General features: G+C 61.5%; 12 protein-coding genes and 1 tRNA gene. 5 read left to right on the forward strand and 8 right to left on the reverse strand.

The genetic code is table 11. The features are described from left to right. A partial coding sequence (locus tag AB0K37_RS18955) for a transglycosylase domain-containing protein (protein ID WP_363982453.1) occupies positions 1-2,030 on the forward strand: 2,030 nt, incomplete at its 5' end. 34 nt (positions 2,031-2,064) lie between these two features. On the opposite strand, the gene AB0K37_RS18960 is transcribed toward AB0K37_RS18955, so the two are convergent. After that, on the reverse strand, positions 2,065-2,517 hold the full coding sequence (locus tag AB0K37_RS18960) for a GatB/YqeY domain-containing protein (protein ID WP_363982456.1): 453 nt from the start codon (positions 2,515-2,517) through the stop codon (positions 2,065-2,067). A gap of 94 nt (positions 2,518-2,611) precedes the next feature. Between AB0K37_RS18960 and AB0K37_RS18965 the strand changes: the two genes are divergently transcribed. From AB0K37_RS18965 to AB0K37_RS18975, 3 genes are all read left to right on the forward strand, one after another. Continuing rightward, complete coding sequence (locus tag AB0K37_RS18965) at positions 2,612-3,511, forward strand: metallophosphoesterase (RefSeq protein ID WP_185029430.1); 900 nt, start codon at positions 2,612-2,614, stop codon at positions 3,509-3,511. Beyond that, the gene (locus tag AB0K37_RS18970; protein WP_363982459.1) at positions 3,508-4,134 is read left to right on the forward strand and encodes a methyltransferase domain-containing protein; all 627 of its coding nucleotides are present in this window, start codon (positions 3,508-3,510) and stop codon (positions 4,132-4,134) included. The genes AB0K37_RS18965 and AB0K37_RS18970 overlap by 4 nt, the downstream gene beginning before the upstream one ends. A gap of 37 nt (positions 4,135-4,171) precedes the next feature. Next, positions 4,172-4,245, forward strand: a tRNA-Pro gene (locus tag AB0K37_RS18975). Between the two features lie 1,094 nt (positions 4,246-5,339). Here the strand turns inward: AB0K37_RS18975 and AB0K37_RS18980 are convergent. Together AB0K37_RS18980 and AB0K37_RS18985 are read right to left on the reverse strand one after the other, a co-directional pair. Next, complete coding sequence (locus AB0K37_RS18980) at positions 5,340-6,791, reverse strand: PIN-like domain-containing protein (RefSeq protein ID WP_363982461.1); 1,452 nt, start codon at positions 6,789-6,791, stop codon at positions 5,340-5,342. A 243-nt stretch (positions 6,792-7,034) separates the two neighbouring features. Then, entirely contained in the window at positions 7,035-8,738 is a 1,704-nt protein-coding gene (locus AB0K37_RS18985; protein ID WP_363982464.1) for a hypothetical protein, read from the reverse strand. Between the two features lie 75 nt (positions 8,739-8,813). Here AB0K37_RS18985 and AB0K37_RS18990 point away from each other — a divergent pair, with 75 nt between their 5' ends. Further along, positions 8,814-9,071, forward strand: coding sequence for a hypothetical protein (locus AB0K37_RS18990; RefSeq protein WP_363982467.1), 258 nt, complete (start codon positions 8,814-8,816; stop codon positions 9,069-9,071). Between the two features lie 207 nt (positions 9,072-9,278). On the opposite strand, the gene AB0K37_RS18995 is transcribed toward AB0K37_RS18990, so the two are convergent. From AB0K37_RS18995 to dndB, 5 genes are all read right to left on the reverse strand, one after another. Beyond that, positions 9,279-9,626 carry a GIY-YIG nuclease family protein gene (locus AB0K37_RS18995; protein ID WP_363982470.1) on the reverse strand — a complete coding sequence of 116 codons (348 nt, stop codon included), beginning with the start codon at positions 9,624-9,626 and terminating at the stop codon, positions 9,279-9,281. A 1,794-nt stretch (positions 9,627-11,420) separates the two neighbouring features. After that, a complete protein-coding gene (gene dndE / locus AB0K37_RS19000) occupies positions 11,421-11,858 on the reverse strand; it encodes a DNA sulfur modification protein DndE (protein WP_363982473.1) in 438 nt (145 codons plus the stop codon). Then, on the reverse strand, positions 11,788-13,782 hold the full coding sequence (gene dndD, locus AB0K37_RS19005; RefSeq protein WP_363982476.1) for a DNA sulfur modification protein DndD: 1,995 nt from the start codon (positions 13,780-13,782) through the stop codon (positions 11,788-11,790). Before dndD ends, dndE begins: the two co-directional genes overlap by 71 nt. Then, positions 13,769-15,292, reverse strand: coding sequence for a DNA phosphorothioation system sulfurtransferase DndC (gene dndC, locus AB0K37_RS19010; RefSeq protein ID WP_363982479.1), 1,524 nt, complete (start codon positions 15,290-15,292; stop codon positions 13,769-13,771). Before dndC ends, dndD begins: the two co-directional genes overlap by 14 nt. Next, the gene (gene dndB, locus AB0K37_RS19015; protein ID WP_363982482.1) at positions 15,289-16,419 is read right to left on the reverse strand and encodes a DNA sulfur modification protein DndB; all 1,131 of its coding nucleotides are present in this window, start codon (positions 16,417-16,419) and stop codon (positions 15,289-15,291) included. The genes dndC and dndB overlap by 4 nt, the downstream gene beginning before the upstream one ends. Positions 16,420-16,474: the final 55 nt, after the last annotated feature.

Below are 16,474 nucleotides of genomic sequence, written 5' to 3' on the forward strand. Positions count from 1 at the left end.
TCGACCAGGTCGCCCCCATCATGCGGCAGGCCATGATCGACATCGAGGACTCGCGCTTCTACGAGCACGGCGCGCTCGACCTCAAGGGCACCATCCGCGCGATGGCCTCCAACGTCGAGTCCGAGCAGACGCAGGGCGGCTCCACGCTCACCCAGCAGTACGTCAAGAACCTCCTCGTCGACAGCGCCAAGTCCGAGGAGGAGTACCGCGAGGTCACGGCGCCCACGGTCGGACGCAAGCTGCGCGAGCTCCGCTACGCGCTCGACATCGAGCAGCGCCTCACCAAGGACCAGATCCTTGAGGGCTACATGAACGTCGCCTACTTCAGCGCCGGCGCGTACGGCGTCCAGGCGGCGGCCAAGCGGTACTTCAGCATCCCCGCCTCCAAGCTGGAGCTCGGCCAGGCCGCGCTGCTCGCCGGCATCACCCAGAACCCCACGGCCTACGACCCCATCCGCAACCCCAAGGACGCGCGCAAGCGGCGCGACGTCGTCCTCTACCGGATGGCGCAGCTCGGCCACATCAGCAAGGCACAGGCCGACACGGAGGCCGCCAAGCCCATCCAGCTGAACCGCACCGACCCGGTCGGCGGCTGCGAGACCAGCAAGGCGCCGTACTTCTGCGAGTACGTGAAGTACGACATGCTCAACATCCTGTCGGACGGCAAGTACTGGCAGCTCAAGCCGAAGCAGCAGCAGAACGTCGTCAACAAGCTGAACCGCGGCGGCTACACCATCCGCACCACCCTCGACATGGACGACCAGCGCGCCGTCGACAGGGCCCTGCGCGGCACCGTCGCCCCCGGCGGCAACCGCGTCGGCGCCGAGGCGATGGTCGAGCCCGGCACCGGCAAGATCCGGGCCATCGGGCTGAGCAAGCGGTACGGCCCCGGCAAGGGCCGGACGACCATCAACCTCCCGGCCGACTCCGCGCACGGCGGCGGAAGCGGCGTCTCGGCGGGCTCGACCTTCAAGGTCTTCACCCTCGCCGCCGCCATCGACCAGGGCATCCCGGTCAGCACGACCATCAACTCGCCGCAGACCACCACGGTCAGCGGGTTCCAGTCGTGCCGCTACACCGGGATGTTCGACGGCAAGAAGGTGAAGAACGCCATGGTCGGCGGCGGTTCCTGGACGCTGTCGAACGCGGGTGACAGCGAGAAGGGCAACTTCGACCTGAAGACCGGCACCTGGCACTCGGTCAACACCTTCTACGCCGTCCTGGAGAAGCGCGTCGGCGTCTGCAACGCCGTCAAGATGGCCGAGAAGTTCGGGATGAAGCAGGCCACCGGCGACCCCCTGATGCCGATCGCCTCGCAGGTCCTCGGCGTCAACGACATCGACATGGTGCACCTCGCCGCCGCCTACGCCGGCTTCGCCGCCCGCGGCAAGTACTGCGCCCCCATCTCGGTGACCGAGGTCGTCGACCCGGAGGGCAAGAAGCTCAAGCTTCCCAAGCAGGACTGCCACCAGGCCCTCGACCAGGACGTCGCCGACAAGGTCAACTCGATCCTGCAGGGCGTCCTCACCAAGGGCACCGCCGCCGGGCGCGGCATCGGACGTCCCGCCGCCGGCAAGACCGGAACCTGTGAAGAATTCACCTGCGCCGTGTTCGCCGGGTTCACCCCGAACCTCGCCGCCGCCACCGCCTACTGGGACTTCCGCGGCCCCTGGCAGTACAAGGTCTACGGCGTCTACGGCGCGGACATCCCCGGCGGCATGTGGCAGCAGTCCATGCGCAACGCCCTCGCGGGCAAGCCCGCCCCCGGCTTCCAGACCCCGACCCGCGACTTCGGCGACACCACGAAGGTCCCGCAGGTGAAGGGCCTCACGGTCGCCGCCGCCACCGCCCGGCTCAAGGGCGCCGACCTGAATGTCCAGGTCGCGTCCGGCTCGGTCGACTCCGACCAGCCGAAGGGCACTGTCGTGTCCACCTCGCCCGACGCGGGCAGCTCCGTCCCGCCCGGCACCACCGTCATCCTCTACGTGAGCGGCGGCAAGAAGCGCGGCGCCCCGCCCTCCGGCGACTGACGCGAAAGGGCCCGGCGCCATGCCGGGCCCTTTCTCATTCCGCCAGCTGCCGCTTCACCTCAGCCGCGACGCGCCCGCCCTCCGCGCGCCCGGCCACCTTCGGGTTCACCGACTTCATGACCTGCCCCATCGCCCGGGGCCCCGACGCGCCCGTCTCGGCGATCGCGTCCGCCACCAGCGCGGTCAGCTCCTCGTCGGACAGCTGCGCGGGCAGGTACTCCTCCAGCACCTCGCCCTCGTCCCGCTCCGCCTGCGCCTGCTCCTCGCGCCCCGCGTCACCGAAGGCCGTCGCGGCCTCCCGCCGCTTCTTCGCCTCCCGCGTGAGCACCTTCACGACGTCGTCGTCGGAAAGCGTCCGCGACTGCTTGCCGGCGACCTCCTCGTTCTTCACCGCCGTGAGCGCCATGCGCAGCGTGCGCGTGCGCAGCTCGTCGCGCGCCTTCATCGCGGACGACAGATCGGTCTCCAGCTTCTCCTTCAGGGTCATGCCCAACATCATGCCCGTCCGCGACCTTCCGCCTCATCAGGATTACCGAGCGGCGCCCATGTCTGAAAGCATGGAACCCTGAGAAGGGAGAGCCGTGCGAAAGATCCACGCCGTGCCGCTGGGAGTGCTGGGCGCTGGCGCCGCGACCTTCGGGTACGCCTCGTTGATCGAGCGGAACTGGTTCCGCCTCCGCCGCTTCGACGTGCCCGTGCTGCCGCCCGGCCGCCCCCCGGTGAAGATCCTGCACATCTCCGACGCGCACCTCACGCCCGGCAGATCCCGCCTGATCCACTGGGTCCGCTCGCTGGACGCCCTGGAGCCCGACCTCGTCGTCAACACCGGCGACACCCTCTCCCACCGCGACGCGATCGGCCCCTTCCTCGACGCCCTCGGCCCCCTCCTCGACCGCCCCGGCGTCTTCGTCTACGGCTCCAACGACCTGTACTCCCCGGTCCTGAAGAACCCGCTCCGCTACATCTGGCGCACGAGCAAGTCCGACTACGGCCGCCGCCGCCGCGAGCCCGACCTCCCCTACCGCGAGCTCGGCTCCTCCCTCCAGGCCGCCGGCTGGCTCGACCTGAACAACCGCATCGGCCGCCTCAAGGTGGGCGAACTGGACATCGAGTTCGGCGGCATCGACGACTCCCACATCAACCGGGACCGCTACGACAAGATCGCCGGCCCCGTCGACCCCCAGGCCGACGTCCACCTCGGCATCATGCACTCCCCGGAGCCCCGCAACCTCGACCGCTTCACCGCCGACGGCTACGACCTCCTGCTCGCCGGCCACACCCACGGCGGCCAGGTCTGCGTCCCCTTCTACGGCGCCCTCGCCACGAACTGCGGCATCGACCGCCCCCGGGTCAAGGGCCTCCACAGGCACCGCGGCTCCTGGCTCCACGTCTCCGCGGGCCTGGGCACGTCCCCGAAGGCCCCCATGCGCTTCTGCTGCCCACCCGAGGCCTCCCTGCTCACCCTCGTCCCTCGCCGGTGAACTGGAAGACCGCCCCGCTCCTAGCAACCCTGTACGACGTCGCCGTCCAGAACCGCGCCCTCTCCCGCCTGGGAGCCCGCGCCCTCTGGAACTACGACATAACCCACCTCCACAAGGCCATAGCCGCCCATGACATGTCCGCCCTAACCCTGGACATCCCCTGCGGCGGCGGCCTGGCCATACGCAACAACCCTCGCCACGTGGCAGCCGACCTCTCCCCGACCATGCTCAAGAGGGCCCGCCGCAAGACGACAACCCTCGTCCAGGCCGACATCTACAACCTCCCCTTCCCCACCTCCACCTTCGACGTCTGCCTCACCTACAACGGCCTCCACTGCCTGCAAGACCCCCAAACCGCCCTACACGAACTAACCCGGGTCCTACGCGTGGGCGGCACCCTCCAAGGCACAACCATCGTCAAGGGCGCCGGCCGAGACCCTTTGATCAAGCTCCTCCAGCACCAAGGCGCCTTCGGCAACCCAGGCACCAGAGCCGACCTCCGAACCTGGTTGGAGGAGGCCGCCCTGACGAACATCACCCTCACGAGCTCCGGCGCCGTGACCGCCTTCACAGCCCGAAAATCAGGGACGCACCACTCCCCAGCATCCGCTAAGGTGGACTAGGCGCCGGGAGAACGTACGACTCCCGGGCAGCCACCACCGGGGTGTAGCGCAGCTTGGCAGCGCGCTTCGTTCGGGACGAAGAGGTCGTGGGTTCAAATCCCGCCACCCCGACACAAAGGTGCAGGTCAGAGGCCGGTTCTCCCCCACGGAGACCGGCCTCAAGATCTTTTGTCCGCCATTCGTCCGCGAACTCCACCGCCACCCACGGACACCGTCCACCTCGCACCAGCACCGACCGGACCACCTCCGCCCACCGCAGGTTCAGATCCGTGCCCCGTACGCCTGCTCCACGTGACCCGTCCGGACGTACACACCGCTGGCCCACGGCTCAACCTCCAGGCCATGACCTCGACCCGAGGCGGCCGCCATGCCACCCCAGAGCCCCCGGGTAGATTCCCTGGAGGCCCACTCCCCTCAGTGGCCTGGTTGAGGCCAGACGGTGGGCTCGTGGCGAGCGTCGTGTCGCCGTGGCCCCGTCAGGGCAATCGTTCTACCCAGCCGTACCGCTCAAGCCGCTCACGCGCTTTCTGGCGGTCATCGTCGGTGAAGAGCTCCTCTGGGCGAGGGACGTGAGCTTCCACGGTCAGATCAAGCCGCCGTGGTCCCGGAGGGTTGTGAACCCGTCCGAGGGCGTGTCAGACCAGAGAAGTTGCTTGGCTGCGGCCAACCCGCCTTCGCTGCTCACCATCTGCAGGAACCGAGTGGCGCTGTAACCCAGCTCTCGCTTGGCCGCCTGGTAGATCGCCACAATGGCCCTATGGAAATCGCGCTCACACCCCTCCATGCTTCACTCCTATCCGGAGGCTGCGCGCTCTCCGGTTGCGTCCGCGGAGGTGATGTATGAGTTTGACCCGGTCAGAAGGCGTGAACCTGACGTGAGTTGCCGCCACAACCTCAAGCCTCCCTCTCTAGATCTCGCACACCGAGCCGCACCGCCCCACCGGCATCGCCCGCCAGCAGGGTAGGTGGGGATGCTGCGGTCAGTGCCCGCAGGAACTCATAGCCACGCCTCGCGGCACTGCCCCAACCACCGCCTCCGCAACTTGGAGCCCAGCCTCTTGTCCTGAAGGCGCGAGGATCTCGCCCGACGTTGACACACCTGGGCTAGAGAAAACCTCGCCCGTAGGGCGAAGCTTGGCCGGCGGTTAGGGGAGGGGCCAACAGCACACTTCGGCCAGAAGCCAAACACCACGAGCCTCTGCGGATTAGGTAGTCACCACCTCAAACTTGCAGAGCCATCGGTAAACGAGTCGGGCTTGCGTCGGGCTCAGACCTGCAGGCGGCGTGGTACGGAGGAGGTCGCGTACATCATCGGGGCTGTGCTTCTGGGTGAGGTCGACAATCTCAGATGCGCCGGCGATCCGATCGAGGAGGCTCTGCCGAATGATCGAGATAGACTTCTCGCGAATGAATCTCTCACCAAGGTCAGTGAGTCTGACCTGGCGACCTTGAATATGAACGAGACCAAGGGAAACGAGCACGCGCATTCGCCGACGTGCGACGCTGCGGAGCGTGATGCCCGGAAAACGTTCTTGGAAGGCATCGAGATAGGCGTCAAGGTCCGGCGACTCCGGAACCAGGCCAGCCATATCGGCGACTATCTCCAGGTAATCGCCGCTGCGACCTTCGGGCAGCTTATCGAGAAGATACCGCTCTCCGGGACCTTTGGGGGAGTCGGCAGTCTCCTCCACTTCATTGCTTTGCCACTCTTCGCCGTCTTCCTTGGCCAGATACTCCCCGACACGGTTAATGTCCTGGAACGAGGTCTCGCTGACCTCGATAGCGAGAAGCTTCTTGGCGTGCAGAAGCAAGCTCTCCGGGCGCAGCATAAGCAGCCGGCGGCCGGTGAGGCGCTTCATCTCTTGAACTAGTTCGAGGCGGGGGCCGCGAATCTCGCCATCTTCCTTTCGCCACCAGTCCTCTTTGACGTCCCCAGTAACCAGGAGAACGTCCACGTTGCGCACCTTCACCTCTTCTATGACCTGCACCCATAGAAGATAATCACCGGCAGCCTTGGAGGCACCGTCCTCGCCTCTGACCTTGCTCTTGTCTTTATAGCCGGGCGGAATCGAATTTTCGATTCGCTCCATCGCCTGCTTAACTAGTACCGCTCTCTTACCTTCGGAGAACGGCTCGCCTCGTCTGCCCGCAATGAGCGGCTCGAGATCGTTAACAACCGGGTCTTCGTGAGTCGCGCGCGACAGTTCGGACGATTCCCGGTCGGCAACCTGCTTGATCGTGGCAGTTACTTCATCGAAGGCATTATCGAGCCTGTTCGTAAGATCAGCAGCCACAGTATCAGTGAGTGCGATTCTTTTAGACCAGCCCCTAATTATCGCCAACGAATCGTTCAGCTTGGCTTCCAGCTGCTTGATCGTGTCCCGAGCATTCGAGGGATCGCGGATGGTATTCTCTCTGTTGCGCCAGAATTCATCAAGTGCCTGGTGAGGAATCCATAGCCGGTCCCCGATCTTAGTAAGCACCTCTAGGAAGTCAGCTCGGGTAGTGCTGGTGTAGCGGTAGAGATTGAGGAGAACGTTGGCGTCGAGTACTACAAGGCCACGGGTCAGAACCTGCTTGAGGTCGCGCTCGCTGGCCGTCCGGTAGCCCTCGAAGCCGTCGTACAGACCTGACTTCCTCGAGTGTACTTTGCTCACCTTATCCAGGCTTCCGCAAGAACCCGTCGGATGCCACCCCTTTTGAGCGATGGACTGGATTGAGTGGTCTTCGCACTGCAGGGAGTACCCCCCGGGGCCTGTATCGGCACCTGCAGCCGGTCAGGGCTTCTCCCGATCCAAAGCCTGGAGGAGGGACCCAGATCGGGGAGCACACTAGCGGTCGAAAACTATCCCGGCAGCAAGCGAAGACGGTAGGCGTCGGTTATGGCGCGAGTCGTCCAGCTATTCGTCATCGAGAAGGTCCGCGAGCTTAGTAGCCGGCGCGTGGGAGTTGTCTCCTCCTGCGTCTTCAACGTCATCCTCGGTCTGTTCAACGACCGCCGCCAACCCCTTCGACTTCCCTCGTTCCTCCCGATACCACAACTCATACGAATCCTCGGGGAGGTCGAACCAATCTCGAAGAGACCGCATCAAGGCCTTGCTTGCCGCAGCCTCGGCTTCCGAGCGAAGCTTGGCCTCTTCTGTGCTGGGGCGGCTGGTCTTTAGTGCCTTGAATCTCTGGTCAGTGCACAGGTCGAGGTAGAGTTCTCGTGCCTGCCCCAGAATGTTGTCGAACCCGTTGCGGTCTGGGATCCAACTAGCGATTGCCTCCCAGGCCTCAGGCACAGCCAGCATCTGTAGCCAGAAGAAGCGGAAGTAGACTGCCTGAGGAGTGTCCATGTTCGCGATCTGATTGACAGGGTTCTTGATGTCCTTCTTTACAAGTACCTGCCTTCGATCCTTGACCTTACCGTTGTCCTTGGCAAGGAAGGTGTTGAGACCTTCTACCATCGCCTCCGCAAACGATGGAAGGTCTGCCAGATTCACTTTGCCGACCTGCTTCTTGCGAAGCTCCCACAAGGTCCCCATCGTCATAATCAGACCGAGTTGGCATGCGTGAGTATTGAAAACCGCATAAGCGTTCTTAGAGACTTGTACGACCTCTCTCTTTCCGGACTCCAAGTAGGCATTAGAACGGTATACTTCGAAGTCACTCTCTCGCTTCTTAAGGAGCTCCCACGCGCGAACTACATCCGATTTGGATTGCTGGCGGGTCGCACCTTTCCCTTGCTCAGTAAGATAGTGATCGTAGCTATCCCGCAGCGTCCAGTAGACACCTACCCCGCTGAACAGTGCGTCGTGAGCCAGTGACATGAAGGTGTCATCTACATGCCAGTCGTCCTTGAACTTCGTGAGTGCGTTTGCGTGAGCCGCGTAAGGCGCAGTCCTGGAGAGAAGGGTAAGCATCGCTCGGCCCCAGGTCTGTGTAAACTGGTGACTTATAACACTGCTCTGGCCAAGCGGAAACTCGCGGTCACCTATATTGTCGCGCTGATAGGTAAATCCGCCGTCCTCGACCTCGGAGCCAAAGAGCTCAGCCATATTTAGCTGCTCGCGCATAAACGCGTCTCGCTCGGGAGGACTTGGCCTCCCCACTATCTTCAGCTTAACGTTCTGGAGATACTTCGGTGGGCCGAAAATACACCGATCAACTGCCATCTTCAGCAGGTGAATATTGGTCATTACTGACCAGCGAGCCGGCCGAGAGGAATTTACCTCTGGATTGTCATATTCAACGGCGTAGAGTGGCAGGTATTCCGCGTTATGATTCTGATTTTCCCGTAGCTCTCCGAGCATGCTCCGTGTAAGGACGTTGACGAGCTCAGAGTCCGAGAGAAGAATGATGCGTGATTCGCTCGGCGGCTTCGCCTCCTTATTGACGTCGACGAAGAGCTTGCGGGCGGCCCTGTGTGGCTCTTGTTCCGGACCCGTCTTTTCAGGAAACCAGCATACTGCCACCGGAACTTCGATGGCGCTCAGGTCGAAGTCGCCGCCATGGCGACGAAGCTCCTGCTTGACCTGAGCTTCATAGAACGACCGGAAACGAGCTCCGGTTGTCGTCTGCCAGCTATTCGTATGTGTACGCTCGATTGCGAGCAACGCCATTGCACGGTGTTGACCGTCGAGGACAACCAACCTGGCATCGGACTGATTCCACCGGAGTCGTGCCAGACTTTCTGGATGAGGCTCATCATTTGGCGTGAGGAGTCGTTCGACCTGGAACGCACTCTCCGCGCGCTGCATCCGCCATTTAGCATTGTCGATCGTTTCAACGCTGGCCTCTGCCAAAGCTGGAAAATGGGAAGGCCTATTATTGTGAAAGGGCAGAAGAACCGCTACTATTGGCGGAAAGAAGGCGGGGCTAGCTACCTCTGGGCGCAAGAGATAAGGAATCAGATTGACGGCGACCCTATGGTCATCAAGGTCTCGCTGAAGTAGCTGGCTGAAATCGAGAGAGCTCGCCTCCATCACCTCACGGACCGGAGCCAGACTCTTAGTAAGTTGACGCTCCGGGTCGCTTGAGTCGGCGCCGAGCCTAGCCTTGGTCATGACATAGTCGACGCGTCCAGCCGGAGTAGCGAAGCTGCCCCAGGTCCCTCTCACCCAGTTGCTGAAGGTAACGCTAGTCCCGAATCCGTACATCGCCTACTGCTTTCCCAAAATCGGTGAGTACAGCCTGTGCAGAAGCCATTCGGTCGACTCCGCAGTCCTTCTAACTTCTTTAACGGTGACGCCGTCTTGATCGTCCTCCTCGAGATGAATCACCCAGACCTCGAGATTGTTCATCGAGATCCCCCGTGCAGCCGCCCTTTGCCCAAACGACTTGCCACGAAGCCTGATCACTTGAGCATCTTCTGGGTGGTCCCGAAGCCATTCGTCCGCTTGTTCAAAGTCGCGCTTGTGTTGCTTTAGTCGATTCTGCAGGTTTTCGGCGACTCCAATGTAGAGGGGAGAGGAGAAGACGGGTGTTGCTGCCTTGAGCAGCGTTGCCATAACCCGCCTCCGATCCTCTGATCCCAGTGTATCGAGCAAGGCCCCCAGTCGATCCTCGTCGCCCGACTCGGACTCAACTGGGCGAAGCGGATAATCTAGCTCAAGCAACCCTTCCCACCGAGACCCGTATGCACCGCGCCCAGCAAGGTCGATCGGGAGCGGTTCATAGTAACTTGCATACCGCCGCAAGAGGTTGAGAAAACCTAGGATTGCTCCGTCCGATGCCCCGTCTGGCTTAAATTTCCAATCTTGAATACTGGCTTGAAACGTGGCGTACCATGCGTACAGGCCGGGACTTTCTGGCGTCTGATCCACATCCAGCATAGTGAAGCTGGCCGTTTGGGCAGTCAAAGCCACGGTATATGTGTCCTCCTAGCGAGCCACCATGCGGACCAATGGCCACAGTCACGCGGATCTCGTGAAGCCGGTCAACAAGGCTACCTCCTGTGAGGTCGCCAAGGGGAGCCCTCGTTCCGAACTCACCTCTCTCGGCTCTGAGGGCGGAAGCTTCTTTCTTCTTGCGGTGGTGAGCTGGCGAGCACAGCGTGTTGCGAATCGTCGAGCTCGTTCACGCCGTGGAGGGGTACCTGGTAGAAGGGTTGATCAACGCTCTGCGTTACGGCTCATCCGTTGCTAGACGGACTGATCATTCCGGCGACCGAGCGCTGGCAGATCGCAAACATAAGGTTGCGCCTGCGGAGAGGATGGGCGAGTCTTTGCAGGTGACGAAAGCGGTGACGTGGCCTGAGACGGCCCCACCGCTTAGATCCATCAAGGCGGATGGGCTGACCCAGTCGGGGTGGGACTTCCAAGCAGATCGGGGTGCGAGCCGGACCTGCTGTGGTCGCTGGGGAGACTTTGGCTAAGGCACAGATGACGAGGCCCAGGCCATCGCGGTCAGCGCGCTGGTTACGGACAGTGCTCGGACTAGCTCGTCAGCAGCCGTAACGGCTACCCAATCCCCGGAGTGGGACATCCTCGCCGGCACTGTGATGCTGGCGATCCCCACCGCTATTGGTCCCACCGCCCGCGCTGCCGTCGTGGTCCTTGGTGCGAGGCTTCTCCAGCCGGCCTGCCGCTGAAGAGTTCCACGCCCTGCACGCCCCGTGTCATCACCCCTCAGGAAGCTAAGCACTGCGAGGCCGCCGAGCACCTTGCCGCATGCGCTTGCCTTCCTCGAGTCTCCGCGGAAGCCGTGCCCGCCGACCCGGTCGACCGCGGGGATCCGCGGGGCGGGCTGCCCTTCGACTGACCTGCCGGTCCTTGCCCCAGGCGTCACCTGCTGCGGCTGGACCGGCAACGTGCCCCAACAGAGGCCTTGTCACGCAACTCCACCGTCACAGTTCTGCCTGTCACGCCGGGCTGCCGACGACCATCACTCTCGATGCCGTGCCGGGGAGCTCGATGGCCAGCGTTGAGTATGCGCGATACCGATGTCGACCATCATGTGGAAGCCGTCGTCCTGGGAGTCGACAAGCATAAGGACATCCAAGCGCCGCGGTCCTCACTCTCATCGGCGGCGTCATCGCACCCCTTGTTTGCGCCCACGACGGCCGACTTCCAGCGGGTCGCCACATCTTCCCGCTCCCTCAGCTTGATCCGACAAGCCGGGAGAAGGCACCGGCTCCCACGGATCCCGCTGGCCCGACAACTGCGACCCCAAGAGCCGAGGATTCTGAGGTCAGCCGACGCGATCGTGCAGGGCAGCGGTGACCTGGCTAGCTCAACACCATCGGTGATTGAGAGTGCGACCTGGTGGTACTTATGGAACTTGGCGTTCACCGAAGCAATTGATCAGGTTGCAGCGATTGAAATCAGATCCGCGGCTGATTTGAGGTCTCGGCGTCCTGCTAGATGACCGATGCCGCGATGGACATGAACGGTCAGGATATAGGAGAGATTCTCTTCGGTAGGCTCCTGGCCGTCAGCCAGGCACTGGTGTTTAAGAAGCGCCAAGTAGATATCCCCGTAGGGGCCAGCGAAAGTCTTCCAGGTCATTTCTACATTGGAGTCAGTATTAATATCGCGGACTAGGGGTGGGGATGGGTCCTGGAGAGAAAGCGCGAGCGCCCAACGACACAGAGTGTTCCAGTTCTTAATTCCGGTAATTCGCTTAAGTCTGATTAGCTGGTCTTTTGCCGGCTGAGAGAGTCGAACGTTATCAAGCGACATGCACAGTACCCCCACTCCACCAGTATCCCTTTTCGACCGACGTAGTGAACGTCTTATCATCGTGGATGAGTGTGTAGGTGTGAGCAATCGAGGGCTCTAGCTTGCTCAGCAGGTGTTCGTCGATTTCCTCATCTGTGGACAGCAGTAGCACCTGGTGACTGGCACGCGGGAAATAACGGTCCACCAGGTGCTCGCGATGGCGGCTGTCGAGCCGACCAAGAGGGGTATCGATCACAGTGGGCAGGCGATTACCAGCCACCTTCGCGAGCCCCCAGAGAAGCGAGACAGCCAAGAGCTGACGTTCCCCGGCGCTGAGGCGTGAAGGGTCCAGCTCTTGGTCGTCAGGACCGACCAAGGTGAGTGTGAATTTCTCAGTATCGATGCGAAGATCGCGGACGAGAGCGGACTTACGCATGAGGTACTGGAAACTCTTCAGGACGGCAACCTCTAGCTTGTTGATATGGCGCTGCAGGAGCGCGGCACCAAATTTCTCCATGGTGCCCCTCACCTTGTCGGCATACGCAACAATGCGCTCCGCGTCCTCTACCTTGGCAAGCTTTGCTGCTCTTCCCTTGTAGGCACGTTCACGGTCAAGTATGAGTTGCTCGCGTCGGCGTCGCGTAGCTTCCAACTCTTCTTTGAGTTTACCGAGTTCTGTCCCGAATCGAGTTACCTCGTCGCGCTGAGAATCCCGCTCCTGGAGAAGGACAGCGATCACGTCGTGGTCGGGTACGCCAGCGAGCTGACGATCGAGGACGCTTAGACGTTCCTGGTAAAGCTGTGCTTGCTCGATAAGTTCGCGCGCCCGTGTCGCCTCCTGACGAAGGATCTCATCCAGGGACATGAGCTGAGAAAGCGACTCGACTGGAAAGTCGAGCACTTGAGGGGTTTTGTTGATGACAGAAACCCGCTCTTGACGGTCAGCGCTTAGGTGCTTTTCTGCGAGTGCGAGACCATCTGGGGGGAGAAGATCCCGAAGGAGGCTCAGCAGCTTAGAATCCCGCTCGCTTAGCACCTCGATGACCTGAGACGCTTCACTCGCATCTCGCTCCCTCTCAACCTGCTCACGAACCGCGGAGAGCTGTGGCGCAAGCAGTAGGAGAGGAAGAGGACCAGTCGCAATAGTGCCAGCGAGTACCTCGTTGATGCTTTTGAGCTGAGAGGCAGTCTGAGAACGCTCAGCTTCCAGTTCGGCGCGCCGGGCGTAGAGGTCGCCACCTTCCTTAGCAAAAGCCTCGTCGATGGTGGCGAAGCGCCGCTCTGCCGCTTCAAGCCTGGAGGCCATCGAAGCGACGCGTTGGTTTATCTCGTCCCGCAGCTGGTCGCATTCCCTGATTTGGTTCTCGAACTGGTGGATCTTGTCAAGAGCCTCTCGATCTTCCTTTGGGATCTTCTGGCGCCGCTGTACAGCGAGCAGGTCGTTACGCAGCCGCTCAACCGAGCTGAGTCCAAACAACGACTGCACGGCCGATGCGATGACCGACGCTGCTCGGTCCGGATTGGCAAGTGACTCAATCTTCTCGCCATCAAAGAAGAAGAGCGAGGATGCCTCCAGGGGCAGGAGGTCCTCCACGTAGTCAGCCCATTGCTCACTGACAACTAGATCGAGTTCGCCGTCAATGAGCACATTGAGAAATTCGCGGACGGACTTGCCCTTGACCTCCCAGGACCGGACGACCTTATAGATTCGCTCGCGTCCTTCTACCGTTGTGGAGAACTCGACAACCACTCTGGCATGTTTAGGGCTTGCCTGACGGTTGACGCTCTCGCGGAGGTAGTCATCGTAGGTGCGGGTACCGCGTCCACTTGTGCGGGCCCGTGCGCCGTAGAGTGCCAGCTGAATTGCGTCCAGCAAAGTGGTCTTCCCGCAACCATTGAGCCCACCGATCAAGATGACGGGTCGGCCAGGACGAGTCGTCAGATCAAGAGACTGCCTTCCTCTATAGGCGCCGAAGTTCTCAAGGGTGACGTTAAGCAGGAGCATCGGTGATCTCTTCGTTAAACAAAGGCAACTCAGGGGCTGTCTTCTCGCGCTGAATCCGCAGTGCGCTCTGTTCGGCGTCCTCCTTGTTCTCGTAGTAGCCGCGCCGAATCGTCTTCTCTAGTTCCTCAAAAAGGCCCGCCCTGCGAGTCATTGTACGGAACTTGCGCTCCACTGCCAGCAGCTCTCGTGCGGTAGCGAAATGCAACTTGTCGTCACCACAGACTTCGCGAAGCAGTTCCATTTCGTCGCCCGCAAGAGCGAGCTGCTCGTCTAGCGGTCCCCCCGGGAACTCATCTCCGGTCTCCTTCTCATAGATTTTGGGAAGCAGGTCTTCCACCTCATGCTTCTCGAAAACCCAGATGCGGCGGATCTCATGAAGCTCACCCATGGTGATCAGTTCGATATCCCGGACACTGCGGGGACCGTTTTGCCGGACCCAAGTCTGGGCATTGAGAAGATCTCGCAGCCAGTTAGCGCGTGATTCCTGTGTGTAAGGACCGTGGACGACCTGGTCGTTGAACAGCTGGATAGAACCGTTCATCTTCCGCCAGTCGCGGAGATGCTTGTCGTCACGACGCCCCTCCTCGTTACGGACGTCTAGCTTGTTGCGCAGCTCAAGGAGCGGCTGCATCCACTCCTTCTCCTCATCGTTCTGGATCATCGCTGCCATGGACTTGTCCTGGTCGACGAGGGTGCAAGTCCAGCATCCGAACCGGCTATCACCACACGAGGGAGTGGTGTTATCCACGACCAGCGGACACTCTCCATCACTAGAGGCGCCCTGATACATGGTCAGGAGATCCTTGTTGTTGTGCCCCCATGGGTTAGGACGCTGCATGAGGAATGTCCAGACCTCATCGTTGGTCCACTCTTCGATTGGACTGTAGACAAGTGAGTTGGGAAGGTTCCCGTTAGGAGACAGCCGGTCACGGACTCGGTGCTTCTCATGGCGTGTCATGGCTCTCGCCCGAGCCTGGCTCTCCGCTTTGCGAATGCCTAGGACAAGAATCGTCTCACCGTGCTCACGGACTACGTTGCGAATGAACGAGTTGGAGGGGCGAATCTTGAGTCGTTCGGTGCACCAACGGAACTTAGGGCGCGGTGCTGGATATCCCTTTCCGATCAGGCCGACCCAGAAACTGTCCTTGACTTCGGGGGTGAGGCGGTGTGGTTTGATCGGGAGATGACGCTCCTCCGCTGCCTTCTCCATGGTGGCTAGGGACTGTGTGACCCAGCTGGCGACGATCGGATTCTCTACCAGCGTGTCGGTGGAGATCACATGTACCGGCTTGGTCCGCTTGTCCTCCGGTAGCTCCTGAAGTGAGAGCCATACCAGCTGAAGCACGGCTGTGGAGTCCTTGCCGCCGCTGTAACCGACTACCCAAGGGACCTTGTCGGCTAGATAGAGCTCCTGGATCTCCTCAATCAACCCCCTGACGACAACGCCAAGCCCTCCACGTTCTTTGAACGGGATAGCCCGGCGGGCTGGGATGCCCAAAGGGACGCTCATCGCTCTCCTCGCAAGTGTGTTGCTTCAACGCTGGCCTCTTCGGGGCCAAGCTCCATACCGAGCTTCTGGCGCAAGTAGTTGACTGTGAGCACGACGTTGGAGTGGTTCTTGGAGACGCGCCCGCCGACGATTGCTCGGCCCTCCCAGTCGTGGTTGGTTCGGGACCAGTCGATTTTGGCCAATGGCTCCAGCCGCGGTCTCCACGAATCCGGTTCTGTGGATATCTGCAGAAGAGTGTTGCCGAGCCGGCCAAGGGCATGCAGCGCGATCCCGTGACTGTGCAGGTACTGCTTCCGGACCTCTGCTGCCGCCATCTTCCTCGTCCGGACGAGGTCCCACTCGGGGATCAGCGCATCGATGGCCGTCCAGTACTCGTCCGCAAGTCTGGCCGCCTCGTCGGCGTCACTCAGCTCAAGCCCTTGCAGTAGCGAACTGGACGCATAGTAGAGGGCACTGAGTGTGAACAACTTGCGGGATCTAGCTGACAGCGTGCTGCTCTCCATCTCCACGAAGTTGCGGAAGACCGGTGACTTCAGTGCCAACAGCCTGGCGGCTTTAGCGCGTTCGTCACGGTGGTCGTAGAGCACACCGATAGATCGGGCTGGACGGACTGCATGCCGGTTGAGGTCGGCAAACATCTGCTGGCTACGAGACAGCCCCGCGTCGTGGAAGAAGACGACTGCGATGGTCTCATCGCCCAGTTCAGGGTTCTCAGTGAGCGCTGTCTCGATCGCCGCTCGCCGGTGCTGGCCGTCGTTGATGAGGAAGCGGGCAGCCATAGGGATGTGGAGCTGCCCGATGCGCATGCCGGGCCCCTCGTCGGCAATACCGACAAAACGCATCTCCCCGTCCACCGAAGCAGTCAGCGCCGAGAACACGTAGTCGGTCGGGTTGCTGACGATGTAGGAGGCGAGAGCAGGGATGCGTGCCTTGTTGAGCACTCGCTGTGCCCGCACCTCGGGCGCCAGCTCCTCCTCGTCGAACAGGAAGATCTTGGGGATCAGGCGGAGCGGACACATCGAGACATAGAACTCTCGCTGTGCCTGGATCCCTCGGATCGCAGGGAAGACGTACTCGAACCCTGCTGTTGTTCCACTCGCCGATGGCGAAGACAAGAGTGACCCCACTGGCTTCACGCTACCGGATGTACGTTTAGTTTTTCACGTGCATACGTGAGAGTCG

Source organism: Actinomadura sp. NPDC049753, from assembly GCF_040674655.1.
GTDB classification, from domain to species: Bacteria; Actinomycetota; Actinomycetes; order Streptosporangiales; family Streptosporangiaceae; genus Spirillospora; species Spirillospora verrucosospora.

What these genes read in the sequence shown, in the direction of transcription:
- AB0K37_RS18960 (WP_363982456.1), bottom strand. Translation starts at nt 2,517, where the DNA reads ATGACCCTGAAGGAGAAGCTGGAGACCGATCTGTCGTCCGCGATGAAG.
- AB0K37_RS18985 (WP_363982464.1), bottom strand. Translation starts at nt 8,738, where the DNA reads ATGGCGTTGCTCGCAATCGAGCGTACACATACGAATAGCTGGCAGACG.
- AB0K37_RS18990 (WP_363982467.1), top strand. Translation starts at nt 8,814, where the DNA reads ATGAGGCTCATCATTTGGCGTGAGGAGTCGTTCGACCTGGAACGCACT.
- AB0K37_RS18995 (WP_363982470.1), bottom strand. Translation starts at nt 9,626, where the DNA reads ATGGCAACGCTGCTCAAGGCAGCAACACCCGTCTTCTCCTCTCCCCTC.
- dndE (WP_363982473.1), bottom strand. Translation starts at nt 11,858, where the DNA reads ATGATAAGACGTTCACTACGTCGGTCGAAAAGGGATACTGGTGGAGTG.
- dndD (WP_363982476.1), bottom strand. Translation starts at nt 13,782, where the DNA reads ATGCTCCTGCTTAACGTCACCCTTGAGAACTTCGGCGCCTATAGAGGA.
- dndC (WP_363982479.1), bottom strand. Translation starts at nt 15,292, where the DNA reads ATGAGCGTCCCTTTGGGCATCCCAGCCCGCCGGGCTATCCCGTTCAAA.